The organism is Achromobacter sp. UBA2119 (assembly GCF_002331005.1).
GTDB lineage: Bacteria > Pseudomonadota > Gammaproteobacteria > Burkholderiales > Burkholderiaceae_B > Achromobacter > Achromobacter animicus.
In genome coordinates, this window is the sequence record NZ_DCYD01000009.1 from 908,405 (window position 1) to 928,576 (window position 20,172).

Annotated in this window: 15 protein-coding genes; 8 read left to right on the forward strand and 7 right to left on the reverse strand. The window is 66.7% G+C overall.

Going from position 1 to position 20,172, the window contains the following annotated elements; translation table 11 throughout:
* Positions 1–13 precede the first annotated feature (13 nt).
* Positions 14–949, reverse strand: a complete 936-nt coding sequence (locus B3098_RS09475) for a glycosyltransferase family 2 protein (protein ID WP_175123228.1) — start codon at positions 947–949, stop codon at positions 14–16.
* Positions 950–1,171: 222 nt separating this feature from the next.
* Here B3098_RS09475 and B3098_RS09480 point away from each other — a divergent pair, with 222 nt between their 5' ends.
* A complete protein-coding gene (locus B3098_RS09480; protein WP_279975989.1) occupies positions 1,172–2,137 on the forward strand; it encodes a LysR family transcriptional regulator in 966 nt (321 codons plus the stop codon).
* A gap of 86 nt (positions 2,138–2,223) precedes the next feature.
* Here the strand turns inward: B3098_RS09480 and B3098_RS09485 are convergent, their stop codons facing one another.
* From B3098_RS09485 to B3098_RS09500, 4 genes are all read right to left on the reverse strand, one after another.
* Complete coding sequence (locus B3098_RS09485) at positions 2,224–2,352, reverse strand: hypothetical protein (protein WP_006226408.1); 129 nt, start codon at positions 2,350–2,352, stop codon at positions 2,224–2,226.
* Positions 2,353–2,616: 264 nt separating this feature from the next.
* Positions 2,617–3,549 carry a sugar kinase gene (locus tag B3098_RS09490; RefSeq protein ID WP_286894683.1) on the reverse strand — a complete coding sequence of 311 codons (933 nt, stop codon included), beginning with the start codon at positions 3,547–3,549 and terminating at the stop codon, positions 2,617–2,619.
* Complete coding sequence (locus tag B3098_RS09495) at positions 3,542–4,192, reverse strand: bifunctional 4-hydroxy-2-oxoglutarate aldolase/2-dehydro-3-deoxy-phosphogluconate aldolase (RefSeq protein ID WP_218344937.1); 651 nt, start codon at positions 4,190–4,192, stop codon at positions 3,542–3,544. The genes B3098_RS09490 and B3098_RS09495 overlap by 8 nt, the downstream gene beginning before the upstream one ends.
* 22 nt (positions 4,193–4,214) lie before the next feature.
* Positions 4,215–5,000, reverse strand: a complete 786-nt coding sequence (locus tag B3098_RS09500; protein WP_286894685.1) for an IclR family transcriptional regulator — start codon at positions 4,998–5,000, stop codon at positions 4,215–4,217.
* A gap of 228 nt (positions 5,001–5,228) precedes the next feature.
* Here B3098_RS09500 and uvrA point away from each other — a divergent pair, with 228 nt between their 5' ends.
* The 3 genes from uvrA to B3098_RS09515 all read left to right on the forward strand — a co-directional run bounded on the left by uvrA (position 5,229) and on the right by B3098_RS09515 (position 12,907).
* A complete protein-coding gene (uvrA, locus tag B3098_RS09505) occupies positions 5,229–11,024 on the forward strand; it encodes an excinuclease ABC subunit UvrA (RefSeq protein ID WP_286894687.1) in 5,796 nt (1,931 codons plus the stop codon).
* A gap of 6 nt (positions 11,025–11,030) precedes the next feature.
* Positions 11,031–12,170, forward strand: a complete 1,140-nt coding sequence (locus tag B3098_RS09510; RefSeq protein ID WP_286894689.1) for an aminodeoxychorismate synthase component I — start codon at positions 11,031–11,033, stop codon at positions 12,168–12,170.
* Between the two features lie 104 nt (positions 12,171–12,274).
* The gene (locus B3098_RS09515; protein WP_218344940.1) at positions 12,275–12,907 is read left to right on the forward strand and encodes an aminotransferase class IV family protein; all 633 of its coding nucleotides are present in this window, start codon (positions 12,275–12,277) and stop codon (positions 12,905–12,907) included.
* Positions 12,908–12,930: 23 nt separating this feature from the next.
* Here B3098_RS09515 and B3098_RS09520 read toward each other — a convergent pair whose 3' ends face one another.
* On the reverse strand, positions 12,931–13,833 hold the full coding sequence (locus B3098_RS09520) for a LysR family transcriptional regulator (RefSeq protein ID WP_191577759.1): 903 nt from the start codon (positions 13,831–13,833) through the stop codon (positions 12,931–12,933).
* Between the two features lie 213 nt (positions 13,834–14,046).
* Here B3098_RS09520 and B3098_RS09525 point away from each other — a divergent pair, with 213 nt between their 5' ends.
* From B3098_RS09525 to B3098_RS09535, 3 genes are read left to right on the forward strand one after another with little or no spacing between them, the layout of a single operon-like run.
* A complete protein-coding gene (locus B3098_RS09525) occupies positions 14,047–15,306 on the forward strand; it encodes an aromatic ring-hydroxylating dioxygenase subunit alpha (RefSeq protein WP_286894693.1) in 1,260 nt (419 codons plus the stop codon).
* Position 15,307: 1 nt separating this feature from the next.
* On the forward strand, positions 15,308–15,781 hold the full coding sequence (locus B3098_RS09530) for an aromatic-ring-hydroxylating dioxygenase subunit beta (RefSeq protein WP_175123243.1): 474 nt from the start codon (positions 15,308–15,310) through the stop codon (positions 15,779–15,781).
* Between the two features lie 14 nt (positions 15,782–15,795).
* Positions 15,796–16,107, forward strand: a complete 312-nt coding sequence (locus tag B3098_RS09535) for a non-heme iron oxygenase ferredoxin subunit (RefSeq protein WP_286894696.1) — start codon at positions 15,796–15,798, stop codon at positions 16,105–16,107.
* A 91-nt stretch (positions 16,108–16,198) separates the two neighbouring features.
* On the opposite strand, the gene B3098_RS09540 is transcribed toward B3098_RS09535, so the two are convergent.
* On the reverse strand, positions 16,199–17,047 hold the full coding sequence (locus tag B3098_RS09540) for a tRNA threonylcarbamoyladenosine dehydratase (RefSeq protein WP_414631264.1): 849 nt from the start codon (positions 17,045–17,047) through the stop codon (positions 16,199–16,201).
* Positions 17,048–17,723: 676 nt separating this feature from the next.
* Here B3098_RS09540 and B3098_RS09545 point away from each other — a divergent pair.
* A complete protein-coding gene (locus tag B3098_RS09545; RefSeq protein ID WP_286894698.1) occupies positions 17,724–19,775 on the forward strand; it encodes an alkaline phosphatase D family protein in 2,052 nt (683 codons plus the stop codon).
* The last annotated feature ends 397 nt before the right edge of the window (positions 19,776–20,172 follow it).

Consider the following 20,172-nt stretch of genomic DNA (forward strand, 5'->3'; position numbering starts at 1 on the left):
TCGGCCGGCTGGGTCAGGCCACGCCACGACGCCGATCGCGGCGGTACAGCGCATACCCCAGCGGGTACATGACGGCCACAAGAAACGTCGCGACCGGATGGGTCAGCCGGTAGGCCTGCACGGCCGTCGGCACGCCCGAATGCTTCAGGTGCAGGCGAAAACGCGTGTAGCGTGCCGCCGCCATCATGAATTCGCGCGGGCGGTAGCGGAAGAATTCCAGGTGATGCTGCAACATGTCCCAGGCCAGCAGGTACAGGCCCTGGGCGTTGTTGCTGACGGACACCGCGCCCTGGCTCAGGCCACCGGGCGTGTCGTGATAGGTGCGCACCACGCGGTTGATGAAGCGGCTGAGATAGCCCGCACGCGCGACCGCCCACCACACCAGGCTTTCGGGCACGAAGCCTGCCACGTCCTCGGGAAACGGGTACTTGCGCAGGATGTCCGTGCGCATACAGCCGAATTTCTCGCCCTTGATGCGGTAGCGGAAATACACGTCGACGGCGGTGCTGTCGAACACGTCCTGCGGATAACGGTCGCCGACGATGGTGCCGTCGGGCCGCGCGCACAGCCCGGTAATGGCGAAATACGAGTCACGGCGTGCGGGCGGAATCGCGTTCCAGGCCTCATGGAAAATGGCCAGCGCGTCCGGCGGCATTTCGTCGTCGCTATCCAGGCCCACGATCATCTGGCCGCGCGCCTCGCGCACGCCACGATTGAAGGCGGTCTTCTTGTGCTGATTGTTCTGCCAGACATAACGGATCGGAAAATCCGCCAGCGATTGCCAATGCAGGATGGACTCGTGCGTGTTGTCGGTGGAGCCGTCGTCCACCACCACCCATTCAAAATCCCGGAAAGTCTGCTGGCAGAGCGATTCGTAGACGCGGTGCAGAGTTCCTGCCCGGTTGTAGGTCGGCGTCAGAACGGTGAAAAAAATCGGTGTATCGGTCATGCCTGCTGTGCCCCTTGCGATCTTCCAGAAACCGCTGCGGTCTTGGTTCTTATGATTTCGCCTGAAGTGTAGGGGATATGCCTCGGGGAACCGATTCCACGGCTTTGGAATTTGCAATCAAATCTGACAAACCGTGCGGTTTTTTTTGATGCCGTGCGCCGCGCCGGACGTTGGCCGCAGGGCATCGTGGCGTAAACTCGGGCGGCCCAATTCGGAACGCCTATGGAAGCCTCGACCGTCCAGCTCAATGACATCGCCTTGTTCGTGGAGGTTGCCAAGCGCAAGAGCTTCAGCCAGGCCGCGCGCGCGCTGGACATGCCGACGTCGACGCTGTCGCGGCGGATCAACGAACTGGAACGCGCGATCGGGCTGCGGCTCATCAACCGCAACACGCGCCGGCTGGATCTGACCGACGCGGGCGCGGCCTACATGCGCCGGTGCCAGGGCCTCATCGACGAAGCCCGCCTGGCTCACGAGCAACTGCTGTCATTGTCAGGCGGCCCGTCGGGCAATCTGCGCGTCTCCATGCCGTACAGCCTGGCCATCTGGCTGCTGCCCGAGACCATCAGCGATTTCACCGATCGCTATCCCGAAGTGGAATGCGAGTTCGACCTGAGCATGATGACGGCCTCCGACGCACAGGGCACGCCGTTCGACATCGTGCTGCGGTTCGGCCGCGAAGCCGACTATCCGGGCGCCTCCACCGACAACGGCAATGGCAACGGCACGCCGCATCGCGCCATCGAGGGCGCCGTGGTGCATGAGCTGGTCTCGCTGGAAACGCATCTGTACGCGTCCGACAGCTATATCGCGCGTCATGGCGCGCCGCAGACGCCGGCCGAGCTGTCGCAGCACCAGTGCCTGCGCACGACCATCGACGAAGCGCATTCGTACTGGACGCTGAATAACGGCGCGATTTCGCAGCGCGTGGCCGTGCACGGACATCTGGCCGCCAACAACATGAGCATCGCGGGAACGCTGGCCGGCCTGGACCTGGCCATCACGCGCATGCCGCATTGCCTGGCGCTGGAACCGATCATCCAGCGCAACTCGCTGCGGCGCGTGTTGCCGGGCTGGTCGGTGGATCCGATCTCGATCTATGTGGTTTTCCCTTCCAGCATCCAGCCGGCCAAGACCCGCGCGTTCATGGATTTCATCCGGCCCAAGCTCGGGGCCCCGCAGGCCTGACGAAAAAAAACCGCAGGGCTCGCGCCTTGCGGTTTTTCTTTGATCAGGCCAAGCGGGTCCGAAGACCTGCCGGCCGAACGCATCATTTAGACGCGCTTGATCTTTTCCAGCATCTTGAACACGCCCTTGGGCGACTTGACGAACAAGCGCTTGAAAGCCTTGCCCAGGCAACGGCGTTCCAGGGTGTTACGACGCACGCGTTTGCGTTCAGCCATGTTGATTCTCCTGTTGAATTTGCGGAAAGTGGCCCGCACAACCGGAAACCGGACTGGCGGAAAAAATTCGGATAACTTGGCATTTTAGCCTGAAATCCGAATCGGACGCCAATGGGCGGATTTCAAGGGTGCCAACCGGGGCTTCCGCACCGCCTGAAACAACCAGGGACAAATCGGCGGCGGATACGCCAAGGCGCCAAGGCGCGGCGCAATATGGCTGGATCGCGGTCCGTCTCAGCCCGCTGCACCGCCGCCCTGCCGCGCTCAGCCCGACGTTTCCTTCAGCCGTTCCCACACCTGCTCCGCCCGCGGCAGCGGATCGACCGCGCCGTAGCCCAGCGTGGACAGCGCCGCCGCGGCATTGGCATAGCGCACGGCGTCTTCCCAGGCATCGCCCTGGCAACGCCGCGCCAGCAGGCTGCCGGCAAAGCAGTCGCCCGCGCCGGTCGCGTCCACGGCCTGCACCCGCAGCGCCGGCATCGCCGTGCGGCTGCGGCCGTCGTCGATGATGGAACCGTCCTTGCCAAGCTTCAGAACCACCACGCCCGGCGCGCCGCCGTCGCGAATCCAGTCCAGCGTGCGCTCCGGGTCGTCGTTGCCGGTCAGGTGCTGCATGTCGTCCATGCTGGGCAGAAACACGTCCGCCGTGCGCATGGCTTCGCGCAGGATGGCGCGGGCGCGGTCCACGGGCCACAGGCGCAACCGCAGATTGGAATCCAGGCTGACCTGCGCGCCAGCGGCATGCGCGCGCTCGATGGCAGCGAAGACCGTGTCGCAGGCGGTGGTGCTGATCGCCATGCTGATGCCCGACACGTGCAGGAAACGCGTGCGTTCGATCAGCCCCGCGTCCAGGCTGGCCGGCGTCATCAGGCTGGCAGCCGAGCCGCGCCGCAGATAGCTGAAAGCATGGCCGTCAGGTCCGTGCTGCACGAAGTACAGGCCGGTGTGCGCATCATCGTCGACCTCTACGCCGGACGTGTCGACGCCCTCGTTCTGCCACAGGTCCAGGAACTGCTTGCCGAAGGCGTCATTGCCGACCCGGGTCAGATACGCGCAGCGCGCGCCCTGGCGGGCGGCTGCGATCACCGCATTGGAGGTGTCGCCGCCGAAACCCTGCAGGTATTGCCGTTGGCCTCCATGCGTCTGGTTCAGCTCGACCAGCGGCTCGCCCAGCGCGACGATGTCGAAGTCAGCCATGAGCGGCCTCGCGGGTCCGGGTGATCTGCGCCACCAGCGCGGCGGTGTCGCGCGACGCGAAGGCGGCCTTGTCGTAGAGGTTGCTGCCGATGCCGACCAGGCCGGCGCCGGCCGCGAAATACGTACCCATGTTTTCCTGCGTGATGCCGCCCGTGGGGCAGAAGATCGTGTCCGGATACACCGACTTCAGCGCGGCCAGGTGCTTGGGGCCGCCGGTGTCCGCCGGGAACACCTTCACCACGTCCACGCCGGCGCGGCGCGCGGCCAGGACTTCGCTCGGGGTGAACGCGCCCAGCATGCACAGCGCGTCGGCGGCGTGGGCCATGTCCACGATCTCGTGCGCCAGCGCGGGCGACACCAGGAAGTCCGCGCCCGCCACCAGCGCGTCGCGCGCCTGCGACTCGTCCAGCACGGTACCCACGCCCAGCAGCAGGCTGGCGCCGTGTTTGTCGCGCAGCGCGCGCACCAGGTCGGTGACGTTCGGGATCGTCCAGGTGAGTTCCAGCGTGGTGCAGCCGGCCGACACCGCGACTTCGGCGGCATAGGCCGCGGCGGCCGCGTCGGTGTAGCGCAGGACGGGCACGACGCGGGCGGCCAACAGGGCGGCAAGCTTGGAGGCGGTGGGAGCAGCGGTTGCGGTCATGGATTTCCTCTGGGGCTGACGATCAGGCGCCGCCGGACGTTACCGGCAGGACGGCGAGTTTGGCCGCGGCGGCGTCGCGCAGCCGCAGCAAGGGTTCGATATAGGCGGACTGCGGATCGCCGCGGCGGCGGAACAGCAGCGTGCTGACGCTGACGCCCGCGACGGGACGCCCTGCCCCGTCGCACAGCGCGACGCCGTAGCAGACGATGCCGGGTTCGTTTTCCTCGTTGTCGACAGCGTAGCCTTGCTGAGCCGCCACGCCCAGCGCCTCGCGCAGCGCGGGCAGACTGGTCAGCGTGGCGGGCAGCCGGGCCGGCATCGGCAGCGCGTGCAGCAGGCGCTCGCGCGCGGGCTCGTCCAGCGCGGCCAGATAGGCCTTGCCGACGGCGCTGGAATGCAGCGCGACGGACGCCCCCACGCGCGACACCATGCGCACGGGGCCGGGGCTTTCCAGTTTGTCGATGTAGATCATTTCGTGGCCCGCGGGCACGGCCAGATGGACGGTTTCGCCAGTCTGGTCGCGCAGCGCCTGCAGTTCGGGCGCCAGCGCGGCGCGCAGATCGAACTGGGACCATGCCTTGCTGGCGAGCGACATCAGGCGAGGGCCCAGGCGATACGCGCCGCTGGATTCTGTGACCATCCCCTGTTCGGCCAGTGCCGCCAGGATGCGGTAGACGGTAGGACGGGGATAGCCGCAATCACGGGCAAGCATGGCGGCCGTCGGCGGCTGCGGCGCATCGGCCACCGCCTGCAGCACCACCATGAATTTTCCGAACGCTGCCGCGCCCGCGACCTTGGATTCCTGCACTCATGTCCCCAAATACATGCGATAGCCCAGGCCAGATCCGCAACGCGGCAAGCGCGAACATCAGACGAATCTGCGATACTGTTTATTTGTACAGTTACCGAGGCGCCGATTGTCCACAATATGGACATGCGCCTCACAATATAGTCAATTATTCCATATCGACGCGCCCGGAACCAGCGATGGATCGCCGCGCCGGCATGCTCCCTTCGTCAGGCTACGATACCGTCCATGAGCTCCCATATCCGCATCGTTGGCGCCCGCCAGAACAATCTCAAGAACCTGGATCTGACCATCGCCACCGGCGAACTGGTCGTCGTCACCGGGGTGTCGGGGTCCGGTAAAAGTTCGCTGGCCTTCGACACCCTTTACGCCGAGGGCCAACGGCGCTACGTGGAAACGTTCTCGCCCTATGCGCGCCAGTTCCTGGACCGCATGGACAAGCCACAGGTGGACCGCATCGAGGGCATTCTGCCCGCCATCGCCATCGACCAGACCAATCCGGTGCGCAGCTCGCGCAGCACGGTCGGCACGATGACCGAACTGAACGATCACCTGAAACTGCTGTTCGCGCGCGGCGCCAAGCTCTATTGCCGCGGCTGCGGCAAGCTGGTGCGGCGCGACACGCCGGAATCCGTCTATCACTCGCTGGCCGAGCGCGCTGCGACCGCGGGCGACCCGCGCCTGGTCGTGACCTTCCCGATCGCCGTGCCGGCCAACTTCACCGAAGACGAAGTGCGCGGCTTCCTTGAGCAGCAGGGCTACACCCGCGTGCACGCCGAGGAAACCGCCGTGCCCCGCGCCGCCGCGCCAGCCAAGGGCGCCAAGAAGGCCAAGGCCACGAAGACCGCCAAGGCCGCCACCGAAGAACGCCGCATCCTGCACGTCATCCAGGATCGCTTCCGCTTCGCCGGCACCGAGCGCGAACGCATCATGGAAGCGCTGGACACGGCGCTGCGCATGGGCGCCGGCCACATCGCCGTCTACGTCATGGACGCCGACGGCGGCAACGCGCATATCTGGAAGTACAGCGACCGACTGCACTGCGCCGATTGCGACATCGAATACACCGACCCGCTGCCCAGCAGCTTCTCGTTCAATTCGCCGCTGGGCGCCTGCGAGGCCTGCCGCGGCTTCGGCCGCGTGATCGGCATCGACTTCGGCCTGGTCATCCCCGACGAGAAAAAGACCTTGCTCGAAGGCGCCATCAAGCCGTGGACCACGCCGTCCTACAAGGAATGCCAGGACGACCTGCAAAAGTACGCCCCGCGCGCGGGCGTGCCGCTGGGCGTGCCTTGGAAGGACATGAGCGACGAGCACAAGCGCTGGGTGCTGTACGGCACGCCCGACTGGAAGGGCGGCAACGACGCCTGGAAGCACCAGTGGTACGGCGTGCAGCGCTTTTTCGACTGGCTGGAAACCAAGTCGTACAAGATGCACGTGCGCGTGCTGCTGTCCAAGTACCGCAGCTACACGCCCTGCCCCAGCTGCAACGGCGCGCGACTGAAGCCCGACGCCCTGCTCTGGCGCCTGGGCAACAAGGATGAAGCCGACGCCGTGCTGCCGCCCGAAGACGGCCGCTACAAGCGCTTCATGCCGGTCGGCACCACCTGGAGCCGCGAGCAGCTCAACGGTCTGGACGGCCTGTCGCTGCACGACGTGATGCTGCTGCCGATCGAGCGGGTGCGTAAATTCTTCGACACGCTGTCGTTCTCGGGCGCGCTGGACGCCGCCACCGACCTGCTGATGACCGAAGTGCGCGCGCGCCTGAAATTCCTGTGCGACGTCGGCCTGGGCTACCTGACGCTGGACCGCCAGAGCCGCACCCTGTCGGGCGGCGAGGTCCAGCGGATCAACCTGACCACCGCGCTGGGCACCTCGCTGGTGAACACGCTGTTCGTGCTGGACGAGCCCTCCATCGGCCTGCACCCGCGCGACATGCACCGCGTCGTCGAAGTCATGCACCGCCTGCGCAACGCCGGCAACACGCTGGTGGTCGTGGAGCACGATCCGCAGGTCATGGTGGCCGCGGACCGCATCATCGACATTGGCCCCGGTCCCGGCGAACGGGGCGGCCGCATCGTCTTCGACGGCACGCCTGATCAACTGCGCGCCGCGCCCTCGCTGACCGGCGATTATCTCGGCGGCCGACTGCGTGTGGAAGCGCCGCGTCCGATGCCGGTGGCGGCCAACACGCCGCGCCTGCTGCTGGAAGGCGTCAATGCGCACAACCTGAAGAACGTCTCGGTCGAGCTGCCGCTGGGCCGCCTGGTCTGCGTGACCGGCGTGTCCGGTTCCGGCAAATCCACGCTGGTGCAGGACGTGCTGTACCCAGCGCTGCTCAAGCAGAAGGGTAAGCCGTCGGAAGCGCCGGGCGCCTTCGACCGCCTGCTCGGCGCCGAGCAGATCGCCGACGTCGTCATGGTGGACCAGACCCCCATCGGCAAGACGGCACGCTCCAATCCGGCCAGCTACGTCGGCGCGTTCGACGCGATCCGCAAGCTGTTTGCCCAGGCCCCGCTGGCGCGTGAACGCGCCTACACGGCGGGCACGTTCAGCTTCAACGGCGGCGACGGCCGCTGCCCGACCTGCGGCGGCACCGGCTTTGAACACGTCGAAATGCAGTTCCTGTCCGACGTGTATCTGCGCTGCCCCGATTGCGACGGCAAGCGCTTCCGCCCCGAAGTGCTGGAAGTGCGCGTCGAGCACCTGGGCAAGAGCGCCTCGATCGACGAGGTGCTGGAAATGACCGTCAGCGAGGCATTGGACTTCTTCAAGGGCCTGCGTGACGTGCAGACCGGTCTTGCGCCGCTGGCCGACGTGGGCCTGGAATACGTGCGGCTGGGGCAACCCGTGCCGACGCTGTCGGGCGGCGAGGCGCAGCGCCTGAAGCTGGCCGGCCACCTGGCCGAGGCCGCGCGCAGCGGCATCTCCACCGCCAAGGTCGCCAAGAAGGGCAGCCTGTTCCTGTTCGACGAACCCACCACCGGCCTGCACTTCGACGACGTCGCGCGCCTGATGCGCGCGTTCCGCAAGCTGCTGGCCGCCGGCCACACGCTGCTGGTCATCGAACACAACTTGGACGTGATTCGCGCCGCGGATTGGCTGATCGACCTGGGTCCCGAAGGCGGCGACGCCGGCGGCCTGGTGCTCGGCACGGGCACGCCGCAGGACCTGATGGACAACCCCAAGTCGCATACGGGCGCAGCCCTGCGCGACTATGAAGTCAGCATCCTGCCCATCGATACCGTCGCAGGCGGCAAGGCCGACGTCATCGTCAGCAGCGATGCCGACGCCCAGGAGGCCGAGCAGGCCGGCCTGACCGCGCGCATCGCCGAGCCGCAGGCCGAGTACGGCGCGGGCGTGGGCACGCCGCTGCAATCCCTGGTGCGCGAACGCCGCCAGGGCAGCATGGCCATCGAGATCCGCAACGCGCGCGAACACAACCTGAAGAACATCAGCGTCGAAATCCCCCACGACAAGTTCACCGTCATCACGGGCGTGTCGGGGTCGGGCAAGTCCACGCTGGCCTTCGACATCCTATTCAACGAGGGCCAGCGCCGTTATCTGGAATCGCTGAACGCCTATGCGCGCGCCATCGTGCAGCCGGCCGGCAAGCCGGACGTGGACGCCATCTTCGGCATCCCGCCCACCGTGGCGATCGAACAGCGCACCAGCCGCGGCGGCCGCAAGTCCACCGTGGCCACGATGACGGAAATCCATCACTTCCTGCGGTTGCTGTACGTGAAACTGGGCACGCAATACTGCCCGGACTGCAATGTCGCGGTTGAACCCCAGAACACCGACCAGATCGTGGCGCGCCTGTTGCGCGAACACAAGGGCGAGCACATCGGCCTGCTGGCGCCGCTGGTCACCGCGCGCAAGGGCTATTACACGGATCTGGCCAAGTGGGCGGGCTCCAAGGGCCATTCCCATCTGCGCGTTGACGGCGAATTCATTCCCGTGGCGCCGTGGCCGCGCCTGGACCGCTACAAGGAACACACCATCGAACTGCCGGTGGCGGACGTGGTGGTGGACCCGGCCAACGAGGCCGACCTGCGCGCCGCCGTCAAGAGCGCGCTGGAGAACGGCCAGGGCGTGATGTCGGTCGTGTGGCCCGTCAACAAGCTGCACGAGGCGCTGAACAGCGAACTGCAGCAGCAGCATTTCTCGGTCAAGCGCGCGTGCCCGTCCTGCGGCACCAGCTTCCCCGAACCCGATCCGCGCCTGTTCTCGTACAACTCCAAGCACGGCTGGTGCACCGGCTGCTACGGCACGGGCCTGCAATTGCAGGGCTTTGACGAAGAGCAGACTGGCGAGGAAACCGCCTGGAACGCGTGGTACGAAGGCGAGGCCAAGACCTGCACGCAATGCGATGGCCAGCGGCTGAACCGCGTGGCGCGCGCCGTGCGCTGGCGCGACAAGTCGATTGCCGAACTGGCCTCGCTGCCGGTGTCGGACGCGCACACCTTCTTTACCGGACTGGTGGCGCGCGGCCGCGAAGGCGAAATTGCCCGCGACATCCTGGCCGAGATCCGCGGCCGCCTGAACTTCATGCAGGAAGTGGGCCTGAACTATCTGGCGCTGGACCGCGCCGCGCCCACGCTGTCCGGCGGCGAGGCGCAGCGCATCCGGCTGGCCGCGCAACTGGGCTCCAACCTGCAGGGCGTCTGCTACGTGCTGGACGAACCCACCATCGGCCTGCACCCGCGCGACAACCGCATCCTGCTGGACGCGCTGGCGCGGCTGGAAGGCAACGGCAACACGCTGGTGGTGGTCGAGCACGATGACGACACCATCCGCCGCGCCTCGCACGTCATCGACATCGGCCCGGGCGCGGGCATCCGCGGCGGCCGCGTGGTGGCGCAAGGCACGGTGCAGGACGTGATCGACGCGCCCGAGTCCGTGACCGGCCGCTACCTGAAGACGCCGTTGGCGCATCCGCTGCAGGGCCGCCGTCCGGTCGAGGCCGACACGCCTATGATCGAGATCCGCGGCGCACGCCTGCACAACCTGCGCAGCGTCGACGCGCGCATTCCGGTGGGCCGCCTGAGCGTGGTGACCGGGGTGTCCGGTTCCGGCAAGTCGACCTTGGCGCGCGAAGTGCTGCTGGACAACCTGACGCAGGCGGTCTCGCAAGGCAAGGCGCCGGGCTGGGCCGGCTGCGAAAGCATCAAGGGCTGGGAAGCCATCGACCGCGTGCTGGAAGTGGACCAGACACCCATCGGCAAGACGCCGCGCTCGTGCCCGGCCACCTACGTGGGCTTCTGGGACGACGTGCGCAAGCAGTTCGCCGACACCCGCGAAGCCCGCATGCGCGGCTGGACGGCGGCGCGCTTCTCGTTCAATACCGGCGACGGCCGCTGCCCGATCTGCGAAGGCCAGGGCATGCGCACCATCGAAATGAACTTCCTGCCCGACGTGAAGGTGCCGTGCGACGCCTGCAACGGCGCGCGCTTCAACAACGACACGCTCAGCGTGCAGATGCGCGGCAAGAACGCCGGCGAGCTGCTGTCCATGGAAGTGGACGACGCCATCGGCTACTTCGCCGCTCATCCCAAAATCCATCGTCCGCTGCAACTGATGCAGGACGTGGGGCTGGGCTACCTGACGCTGGGCCAGCCGTCGCCCACGCTGTCGGGCGGCGAGGCGCAGCGCATCAAGCTGGTGACCGAGCTGTCCAAGGCCCGCCTGACCGACGGCCTGATCAAGACCGGCCGCGCCTCGCGCATCCCGCACACGCTGTACGTGCTGGACGAGCCCACGGTCGGTCTGTCGATGGCCGACGTCGAAAAGCTGATCCACGTGCTGCACCGCCTGGTCGAAGCGGGCAACACGGTGGTGGTGATCGAACACAACCTGGACGTCATCGCCGAAGCCGACTGGCTGCTGGACCTGGGCCCCGAAGGCGGCACGGGCGGCGGGCAGCTGGTGGGCGAAGGCTCGCCCGAGCACGTGATGACGCTGGCCGATCATTCCCACACCGGCCGGGTCCTGACGGAGTTCCTTGCGCAACAACAGCGGTAACGCACCATGGATTGCCGTTTTGAAGACCGGCTTGCCGGTCGCGCGCTGCGCCTCGACGGGTTTTGTGACCGGATCGAGGCGCGCGCCGCGGCCGAGGTCGCCCCGGCGCTGGCCGCCATCGACGCCGCGCAGCGCGAAGGCCGCTGGATTGCCCTGCTGCTGGATTACGAGCTGGGCGAATGGCTGCTGCCCGAGGCCACCCGGCCCGCGCCGGCCGGGCCGTGGACGCCGCCGCGCGACGACGGGCGCCCCCGTCTGACCGCGCTGGTGTTCGACCGCAAGATCGACGAAGCGCCATGGGACGCGCCGGACGCCGACGCGCCCACGGCGTCCATCAGCAGCCTGCCCGTACCGCGCATGACCGAGCCCGCCTACGTGCGCCAGATCGACGCCATTCGCGGCCTGATCCGGGACGGCGAGCTGTATCAGGTCAATTTCACGCAGCCGCTCGACGTCGGCTTCCAGGGCGATCCGGCCACGCTGTACCGCCGCATCGCGGCGCGCAATCCGGTCGCGCACGCAGCCTACATCCGGGACGGCGATCGCACGGTGCTGTCGTTTTCGCCCGAACTGTTCGTGCGGCGCGAGGGCGCCCGGCTGACGACCCGGCCCATGAAAGGCACCGCACCGCGCCATGCCGACCCGGCCGAGGACGAACGCCTGGGCCAGGAATTGCTGGCCAGCGACAAGAACCGCGCCGAGAACCTGATGATCGTGGACCTGCTGCGCAACGACCTCGGACGGCTGGCCGAGCCGGGTTCGGTGAAGGTCGACGCGCTGTTTTCGTTGGAGCGATACCCCACGGTCTGGACCATGACGTCCACCGTGTCGGCCACGGCGCCGCACGCCACACTGTCGGACGTGCTGCACGCCCTCTTTCCCTGCGGGTCGATCACCGGCGCGCCGAAAGTCGCGGCCATGCGCCGCATCCGGCAAATGGAAACCGCCCCGCGCGGTCTGTATTGCGGCAGCATCGGCTGGCTGGCCCCGGATGGCGACTTCTCGCTCAACGTCGCGATCCGCACGCTGGTCCTGAACCAGCAGGGCCACGGCGTCTACAGCGTGGGCGGCGGCATCGTCCACGATTCGGACCCCGCCAGCGAATGGCAGGAATGCCACTGGAAGGCCCGCATCCTGCGCGCCTGACGGCGCAAACCCCACGGCCGGTAGTAGCATAGAGCGCGGCCCGCGCAGCCCGGCCTGGCGCGGCCCCACTCAGCCGGCCCCGCGCCTTATTCCAGGAGAGTCCCATGCAACCTGAATTGATCGAGACCATCCTGGTTGAAGCGACCGGCAACGTGCCGCTGCTGGCGCGCCACCTCCACCGCCTCGAAGCGTCATGCAAGGCGCTGGGCTATGTCTGGGGCGGCCGCGATGTCGAAGGCGACATCCTCGTCGCCGTCATGTCCCTGGGCTCCGCCGGCCCCCACCGCCTGCGCCTCCTGGTCGCGCGCGACGGGAGCCGCCACATCCAGACCGCCGTCCTGCCGCCCCTGCCCGCACACCAGGAAGTCATGCTGGCGCCCGAGGCGCTGCGCTCCTCCGAACCGCTGCTGCGCTACAAGACCACGCACCGCCCTTGGTACACCAAGACGATCGAATGGCTGCCTTCGCATCCGCACATCTTCGATCTGGTCTACCTGAACGAACGCGGCGAACTCTGCGAAGGCAGCCGCAGCAACGTCTATCTGCGCCTGGGCGACGTCTGGTACACCCCGCCCGTGGACAGCGGCTGCCTGCCGGGCGTGCAGCGCGCGCAACTGCTCGACGACGGCAAGGCGAAGGAACGCGTCCTGACGCTGGCGGACCTGCATGCCGCCGACGAAATCCGGTTGTCGAATGCGCTGCGCGGATGGTTCACCGTGACGTTCCGCGACGCCTGACAGCCGGTCCTGGTCGCTGACGCTCAATCCGCAAACACGTCCACCACCACCTGCCGGAGCCACTGGTTGGCGGCCTCGCGGTGGTTGCGGGCGTGCCAGAACACGTTGATGACCGACTCCGGGATCTTCACCGGACAGGGCGCGGCCGCCAGGCCGAACGGGCCGCACGCGCAGTCGGCAAAGCGCTGCGGCACCACCGCGATCATGTCGGTGGCCTGCAGCACCGGCCCCACCGCCATGAAGTGCGGCACCGTCAGCCGCAGCCGGCGGCGGATGCCCGCGCGTGCGATCACCTCGTCCACCACGCCGTGGCCCGTGCCCTCGGACACGATCGCCACGTGCTCGGCCGCGCGAAACTGCCTGGCCGACACGCCCGAGCGCGCCAGCGGATGGTCCTGCCGGAAGATGCACACATAGGGCTGGCGAAACAGCCGGCGCTGAAAGAACCCGCCTTTCAACCCGGGCAGAAAGCCCATGGCCAGATCCATGCGGCCCCGCTCCATTTCGTCGCGCACGTCGATCGACGTCGTGCGCACCGTGCGGATGGTCACGCCCGGCGCCACCTGATCCAGCGCCCGCATCAGGCGTGGCAGAAAGTAGGTTTCGCCCACGTCGTTCACCCCGATCACAAACGATCGCTCGCTGCGCGCCGGATCGAACGCCACCCGCGCGTTGAGCGTGCCTTGCAGCGCGGCAAGCGCATCGGCGATCGGCTGAGCCAGGCTCTCGGCATACGGGGTCGGCACCATGCCGCGCGAGGTCCGCAGGAACAATTCGTCGCCCAGCAGCTTGCGCAGCCGGCTCAGCGCATTGCTCACGCCCGGCTGCGAAATCCCCAGGCTTTCCGCCGCCGCCGACACCCGGCCATGCTTGTGCAATTCATTGAAGACGACGAGCAGATTCAGATCCACGTCTTTCAGGTTCATGCGGCTGTCTCCACCAATATTGATTCTGGTGATTTATGTAATAAGCCAGATTCTATTTATTAATTTGGCGCCCTGCCCGAAGATGCGGAAAAACCGCCTGCGCCCATGCCGCGCAAGGCGCTGCCCGGCCGCCGCGCGGCCAGCTGAAAAATGGAGACAAATCATGCGCGTCCGCACGCATCGCATCGCCACGTCCTGTCGCAGGGGCCGTCCATGAACGCCCCCGAACATCCCATCCAATTCGTCCCGCCCTGGCAAGGCGACGGTTCCCATCGCATTCCGTTCGGCGTCTACACCGACGCCGCGCTGCACCAGCGGGAACTGGAGCGCTTCTTCTACCAAGGCCACTGGAGCTACGTCGGCCTCGAGGCCGAAATCCCGAATCCCGGCGACTTCAAACGCACGGTCGTGGGCGAGCGGTCCGTCATCCTGCTGCGCGACAACGATGGCGAAGTGCGCGTCGTGGAAAACGTCTGCGCCCATCGCGGCGTGCAGTTCTGCCGCGAACGCGCCGGCAACCGCACCGAGTTCGTCTGTCCCTACCATCAGTGGAACTACGACCTGCAGGGCAACCTGATCGGCGTGCCCTTCCGCCGCGGCGTCAAGCAGGACGGCAAGGTCAACGGCGGCATGCCGCCCGACTTCAAGCCCGAGGACCACGGCCTGACAAAACTGGCGGTCGCCTGCCGCAACGGCGTCGTCTTTGCGTCCTTCGACCACGACGTCGAGCCGCTCGAAGACTACCTGGGCCCCGACATCGCGCGTTACTTCGATCGCGTCTTCGACGGCCGCGAACTGGTGATCCACGGCTACAGCCGCCAGCGCATTCCCGGCAACTGGAAGCTGATGCAGGAGAACATCAAAGACCCCTATCACCCCGGCCTCCTGCACACCTGGTTCGTCACCTTCGGCCTATGGCGCGCGGACAACCGGTCCGAACTGAAGATGGACCGCCATTTCCGCCACGCCGCCATGATCTCCACACGCGGCCAGGGTGGCAAAAGCACCGTCACCAGCGGCGTGTCCAGCTTCAAGGAACAGATGTCGCTGAACGACGACCGCTTCCTGGACATCGTGCAGGAACCCTGGTGGAACGGCCCCACCGCCGTGCTCATGACCCTGTTCCCCAGTGTCATCATCCAGCAGCAGGTGAACTCGCTGTCCACCCGCCACATCCAGCCCGTCGGCCACGACGCCTTCGACTTCGTCTGGACCCATTTCGGCTTTGCCGACGACACCCCCGAAATGACCCAGCGCCGCCTGCGTCAGGCCAACCTCTTCGGCCCCGCCGGCTTCGTGTCGGCCGACGACGGCGAAGTCATCGAATTCTCGCAATCCGGCTTCGAACAAAAGCCCTGGCACCGCAGCGTCGCCGAACTCGGCGGCAAGACTGCCGAAAACACCGACCACATGGTCACCGAAACGCTGATACGCGGCATGTACGCGTACTGGCGCCGCGTGATGGAGGCGTGACATGCTGGACTTTCCGCGCTACTACCAGCTCACCCGCCTGTACACCGACTACGCCGCCGCCCTGGACGCCGGCGAATGGGAAAAGTGGCCCGACTTCTTCACGGAAGACTGCATCTACAAAGTGCTGCCGCGCGAAAACTACGAACGCGGATTTCCGCTGGCGACCATGGCGTTCGAGAGCCGCGGCATGCTCAAGGACCGCATCTACGGCGCCACCGAAACCATCTTCCACGACCCCTACTACCAGCGCCACGTCGTCGGCGCCCCGCGCGTACTGCTGGCGCAGGACGACCGCATAGAGTCCGAAGCCAACTACGCCATCTTCCGCACCAAGCCCAGCCAGCTCACCACCGTCTTCAACGTAGGCCGCTACCTCGACGTGATCCGCCAGACCCCCGACGGCCTCAAATTCGAATCGCGGCTGTGCATCTTCGACAGCGAGCTGATCCCCAACTCGCTGATCTATCCCATCTGACCCGGAGACGAACAATGACTGTGCAATGGACAAAGGCGATTGAACGCGATGAAGTCCCCGAAGAAGACGTCATCGCCGTAGAGGCAGGCGGAAAAGAAATCGCGCTATACGGCGTCGATGGCCAGGTCTACGCCACCGACAACCTCTGTACGCACGGCAATGCCAGGCTGTGCGACGGCTTCCTGACCGGCCACGAAATCGAATGCCCGCTGCACCAGGGCCGCTTCGACGTGCGCGACGGCCGCGCCCTGTGCTCGCCACTGCGGGAGAACATCGCGACCTATCCCGTGCGTATTGAGGATGGCGTCGTGTTCGTGGCGCTTTGATTTACTGACGCCGGGCGCAGCGACCACAAGACGCCTGTCCGTTGACACACCGCAGCGCTCAGAAATTGAGGCGCCGCCGCCCCGGCGGCCCTCAAACCGCCAGCCGCAACGCCTCGTTCGCCGCCGCCATGCCCATGGCGGCGGTCACGGTAACCACCGACCCATAGCCCGCGCACGACAAGCCCTGCGGCGCCAGGTTCAGACCCGACGCGCCCATATCATCTTCACCTTCAAGCGGCTTGGTCCACGCATCCGGCAAGATCGCAGGCTGGTCGAACCACAACGCATGCACGCCCATCTTCGGCACCCGCTTGAGCGCCTTGCCGTTCTTGTCCGACGCCCGCGGAAACCCATGCTCGCGCCGCAACTTGTTGCGCAGCTTGGACAGCAACGCATCATTGACCGCCCCCGACAGATCCCCCGCCCGCAACGCCAACGGATCCGTCTTCCCGCCCGCGCCGCCACACAGCAGCATCGGCACCCCAAGCGCACGCGCATGCAAAATCATCGCGATCTTCGCGGCCGCCTGATCGGTGCAGTCGATGATGACCGTATAAGGCCCCGGCAACACCTCGCCCACGTTCTCCGGCGACACAAAGTCATCCACCCGCGTGATCCGGCATTCCGGATTGATCGCCAACACCCGCTCAGCCATCGCATCCACCTTCGACTGCCCCAGCGTCGAACTCAACGCATGGATCTGCCGGTTCACGTTGGACTCGGCAATGTGATCCAGATCGATCAACGTCAACGCCCCCACCCCGCACCGCGCCAGCGCCTCGACGGTCCACGATCCCACGCCGCCCAGGCCTGCGACGGCAACGTGGGCATTGCGGATGCGGGAGGGCGCGTCAGGACCATAGAGACGCGACAGCGCGCCGAAACGACGGTCGAGATCGGCGGGTTCGGAAATGAGTTCGGGCGAGTTCATGGAGCGCATTTTATGGCAGCGGCCGCCAGCCTACCCGCCCAAGTCACGCGGACAAGGTGTCTGACACCGCCGACACCGCCGTCCACCGCAAGCGCGAAGCGTCATCCGCCGCCGCAAGACACCGCGTAAGCGCCCGGAGGCCGCCCGCGCGGCCAACCGGGCGCGGGCCCCGCAAGACGCGGCAAACCCGCGCAGATGCAGGCAAGAATCTTAAAAACTCAGCCCGCCCCAGCGATCGGCAAGTTCAAACCACCCGAGCCCGGCGTGGCGTCGGCCTGGGGTGCGCGGGGCGTGTAGATGCGCCCGAGGGAATCGGAAGGCAGTCGCCGGAGGCGACAACGACGATGACGAAGGGGGGGGCCGCCTAGGCAAGTCCGGAGCGAAGGCTCCGGACCGCAATCGTAGCCCCGCGCGCCCCAGGCCGACGCCACGCCGGGCGTCTTAAGAACCCTCCTGCAAACGGGCCAACCCCACCTGGCAAGTAGGGAGCCATCTTAAGAACCCACCCATCAAATGCCCAAGGATGTCAGACGCCCCGCATCGCACAGCGCCCTGTCACTCCCCCGTAACGCTCGAGTGGGGTAATACGCCGCCGCGGGCGGGCAACGGCGCCAGCTGTTTCACGCCCCATTCACACAATCAGATGCCGCGCGCCGGCATCGTCTGACAGGGCGTAACGCTTACCATGGACCGCAGAAAATTCCTGAAATGGGGTAGCTTCCTGACCGTCTCCGCCGCCACCGCCGGACTGGCCGGCTGTAATGGCAGCAACGACGATGACGACGACAACGGCGGCAGCGGCGGTGGCGATGACGGCAACAACGGCGGCGGCACCCCAGCCGCACGCTTCCAGTTCCCGCAAGGCATCGCCTCCGGCGATCCGCGCCCCGACAGCATCATCCTGTGGACCCGTGTAATCGGCGACACCGACGCCGCCGTCCCCGTCCGCGTCCAGATGGCCCGCGACGAATCCTTCACGCAACTCCTGGTCGACGCCCCCATCACCGCCGAACCCGACTGGGACCACACCGTCCGCCACAAAGTCACCGGCCTAGACGCAGCAACCACCTACTACTACCGCTTCCTAGCAGGCGCCAGCACCAGCCCCACCGGCCGCACCCGCACCGCCCCCGCCGAAAACGCCGCCGTCGCGCAGCTCAAGTTCGCCTTCATCTCCTGCCAAGACTGGAGCGTCAACCACTGGGCCGCCTTCGACGACCTCGCCACGCAAGACCTCGACTTCGTCGTACACCTGGGCGACTACATCTACGAAACCGTCAAGGCAGGCTTCCAGACCGGCAACGTCGAAAGCGCCCACGCCCCCCTCACGCTACCCGACGGCACCGCCCGCGCCGACGGCGCCATCTTCGCCACCACCCTTGCCGACTACCGCAGTCTCTACCGCAGCTACCGCTCCGACCCGCGCCTGCAGGCCCTGCACGCCCGCTTTCCCGTCATCGCCATCTGGGATGACCACGAATTCTCCGACGACTGCTGGCAGGACCACCAGACCTACGGCGTAGCCGACGACGAAACCCCGCTCACCTCGCGCCGCCGCGGCGCCAGTCAAGCATGGTTCGAATTCATGCCCGCCGACGTCTCACTGGATCTGGCCAACCCCTCCTTCCAGAACATCCAGATCTACCGCGCCTTCCGCTTCGGCAGCCTTGCCACCCTGCTCATGACCGACGAGCGCCTCTACCGCGCTGACCACATCATTCCCGAGCAACAGGTCGGCAGCGAAATCGGCAGCCGCTACTTCGTCCCCAAGAGTCTGCTAACGCAAGTCGAAACCCTGAAGATGACCAACGCCGGCGGCCAACTCACGCCCGTCTCCATCCTCGGCGACACCCAACGCGATTGGTGGAAAGCCCAACTCGCCGCCAGCACCACGTCCTGGAATCTCTGGGGCAACGAAGTCTCCCTGCTGCGCATGCAATTCAACGGCACCCAGGCCGTCTCCGGCCTGCTCGCCCAAGGCCTGGCCGCCGCACAATCCGCGCTGGCGCCCCTGACCGCCCTCATGGCCGCCGCGCTGGCCCAGGATCTCACCACCGCCGACCACACCAGCGGCAAACCCGTCACCGCCTACCCCGCGCTCTCAACGCTGCTAGACGCCCAAGCCGGCATTCCGCCCACCGCCTTCGCCGTCCAGATCAAACCCCTGCTCGACGCCCAACTGCCGCCCTCGCTGCTACTCAACGACTACCTGCTGAACGCGGATCAATGGGACGGCTACAACGCCGAACGCAAGCACCTCATGGCCTACGTGCGCGACACCGGCATCCGCAACCTGGTCGCCCTCACCGGCGACATCCACGCCTTCTTCGCCGGCCCGGTCATGGACGACTACGACGCCGCCAGCCCCAAACCCGTCATGGTCGACCTGGTCACCGCCGGCATCTCCAGCAACTCGTTCTTCAGCTACTTCAAAAACGTCGTCGACACCGACCCCGCCTTCGCCGCCGCCAAGCCGCTGATCTACGGCGAAAACGCAGGCAAGATCCAGAACGCGTTCAACAGCACGCTGATGCAATTCAATTCAGACTGGATGCGCCACATCGACACGGACGCGCAAGGCTACGCGGTGGTAACGCTGACAGAAACCGAACTGCGCTGCGTCTTCAACAAGCTGAAGCCCCTGAACGGCACGCAAGCGCCAGTTGCCCCGGTGGTGGCATCGCAGACTTTGCTCACCATTACTTCCGGCACTCCGGACGTGATCGTCGCAACGTAATGGCGTGAGCGGGACGAGGTGTCTGACACCCTGCGGAGACTGTCGTCATACCGGAGGCGCCGGCGCACCTCGCAAGCGCGAAGCGTCATCCTCCGACGCAAGAAACCGCGTAAGCGCCCGGAGGCCGCCCGCGCGGCCAACCGGGCGCGGGCCTCGCAAGACGCGGCAAACCCGCGCAGATGCAGGCAAGAACCTCAAGAACTCAGCCCGGCCCAGCGACCGACAAGTTTGAACCACCCGAGCCCGGCGTGGCGTCGGCCTGGGGCGCGCGGGGCGTGTAGATGCGCCCGACGGAATCCGAAGGCAGCCGCCGCAGGCGGCAACGAGGATGAGGATGGGGCAGTCCGGAGCGAAGGCTCCGGACCGCAATCGTAGCCCCGCGCGCCCCAGGCCGACG

Coding starts and splice junctions, on each gene's coding strand:
- B3098_RS09525 (WP_286894693.1), top strand. CDS start 14,047: ATGAACGCCCCCGAACATCCCATCCAATTCGTCCCGCCCTGGCAAGGC.
- B3098_RS09475 (WP_175123228.1), bottom strand. CDS start 949: ATGACCGATACACCGATTTTTTTCACCGTTCTGACGCCGACCTACAAC.
- B3098_RS09515 (WP_218344940.1), top strand. CDS start 12,275: ATGCAACCTGAATTGATCGAGACCATCCTGGTTGAAGCGACCGGCAAC.
- B3098_RS09540 (WP_414631264.1), bottom strand. CDS start 17,047: ATGCGCTCCATGAACTCGCCCGAACTCATTTCCGAACCCGCCGATCTC.
- B3098_RS09545 (WP_286894698.1), top strand. CDS start 17,724: ATGGACCGCAGAAAATTCCTGAAATGGGGTAGCTTCCTGACCGTCTCC.
- B3098_RS09490 (WP_286894683.1), bottom strand. CDS start 3,549: ATGGCTGACTTCGACATCGTCGCGCTGGGCGAGCCGCTGGTCGAGCTG.
- B3098_RS09535 (WP_286894696.1), top strand. CDS start 15,796: ATGACTGTGCAATGGACAAAGGCGATTGAACGCGATGAAGTCCCCGAA.
- B3098_RS09480 (WP_279975989.1), top strand. CDS start 1,172: ATGGAAGCCTCGACCGTCCAGCTCAATGACATCGCCTTGTTCGTGGAG.
- B3098_RS09530 (WP_175123243.1), top strand. CDS start 15,308: ATGCTGGACTTTCCGCGCTACTACCAGCTCACCCGCCTGTACACCGAC.
- B3098_RS09495 (WP_218344937.1), bottom strand. CDS start 4,192: ATGACCGCAACCGCTGCTCCCACCGCCTCCAAGCTTGCCGCCCTGTTG.
- B3098_RS09520 (WP_191577759.1), bottom strand. CDS start 13,833: ATGAACCTGAAAGACGTGGATCTGAATCTGCTCGTCGTCTTCAATGAA.
- B3098_RS09510 (WP_286894689.1), top strand. CDS start 11,031: ATGGATTGCCGTTTTGAAGACCGGCTTGCCGGTCGCGCGCTGCGCCTC.
- uvrA (WP_286894687.1), top strand. CDS start 5,229: ATGAGCTCCCATATCCGCATCGTTGGCGCCCGCCAGAACAATCTCAAG.
- B3098_RS09485 (WP_006226408.1), bottom strand. CDS start 2,352: ATGGCTGAACGCAAACGCGTGCGTCGTAACACCCTGGAACGCCGTTGC.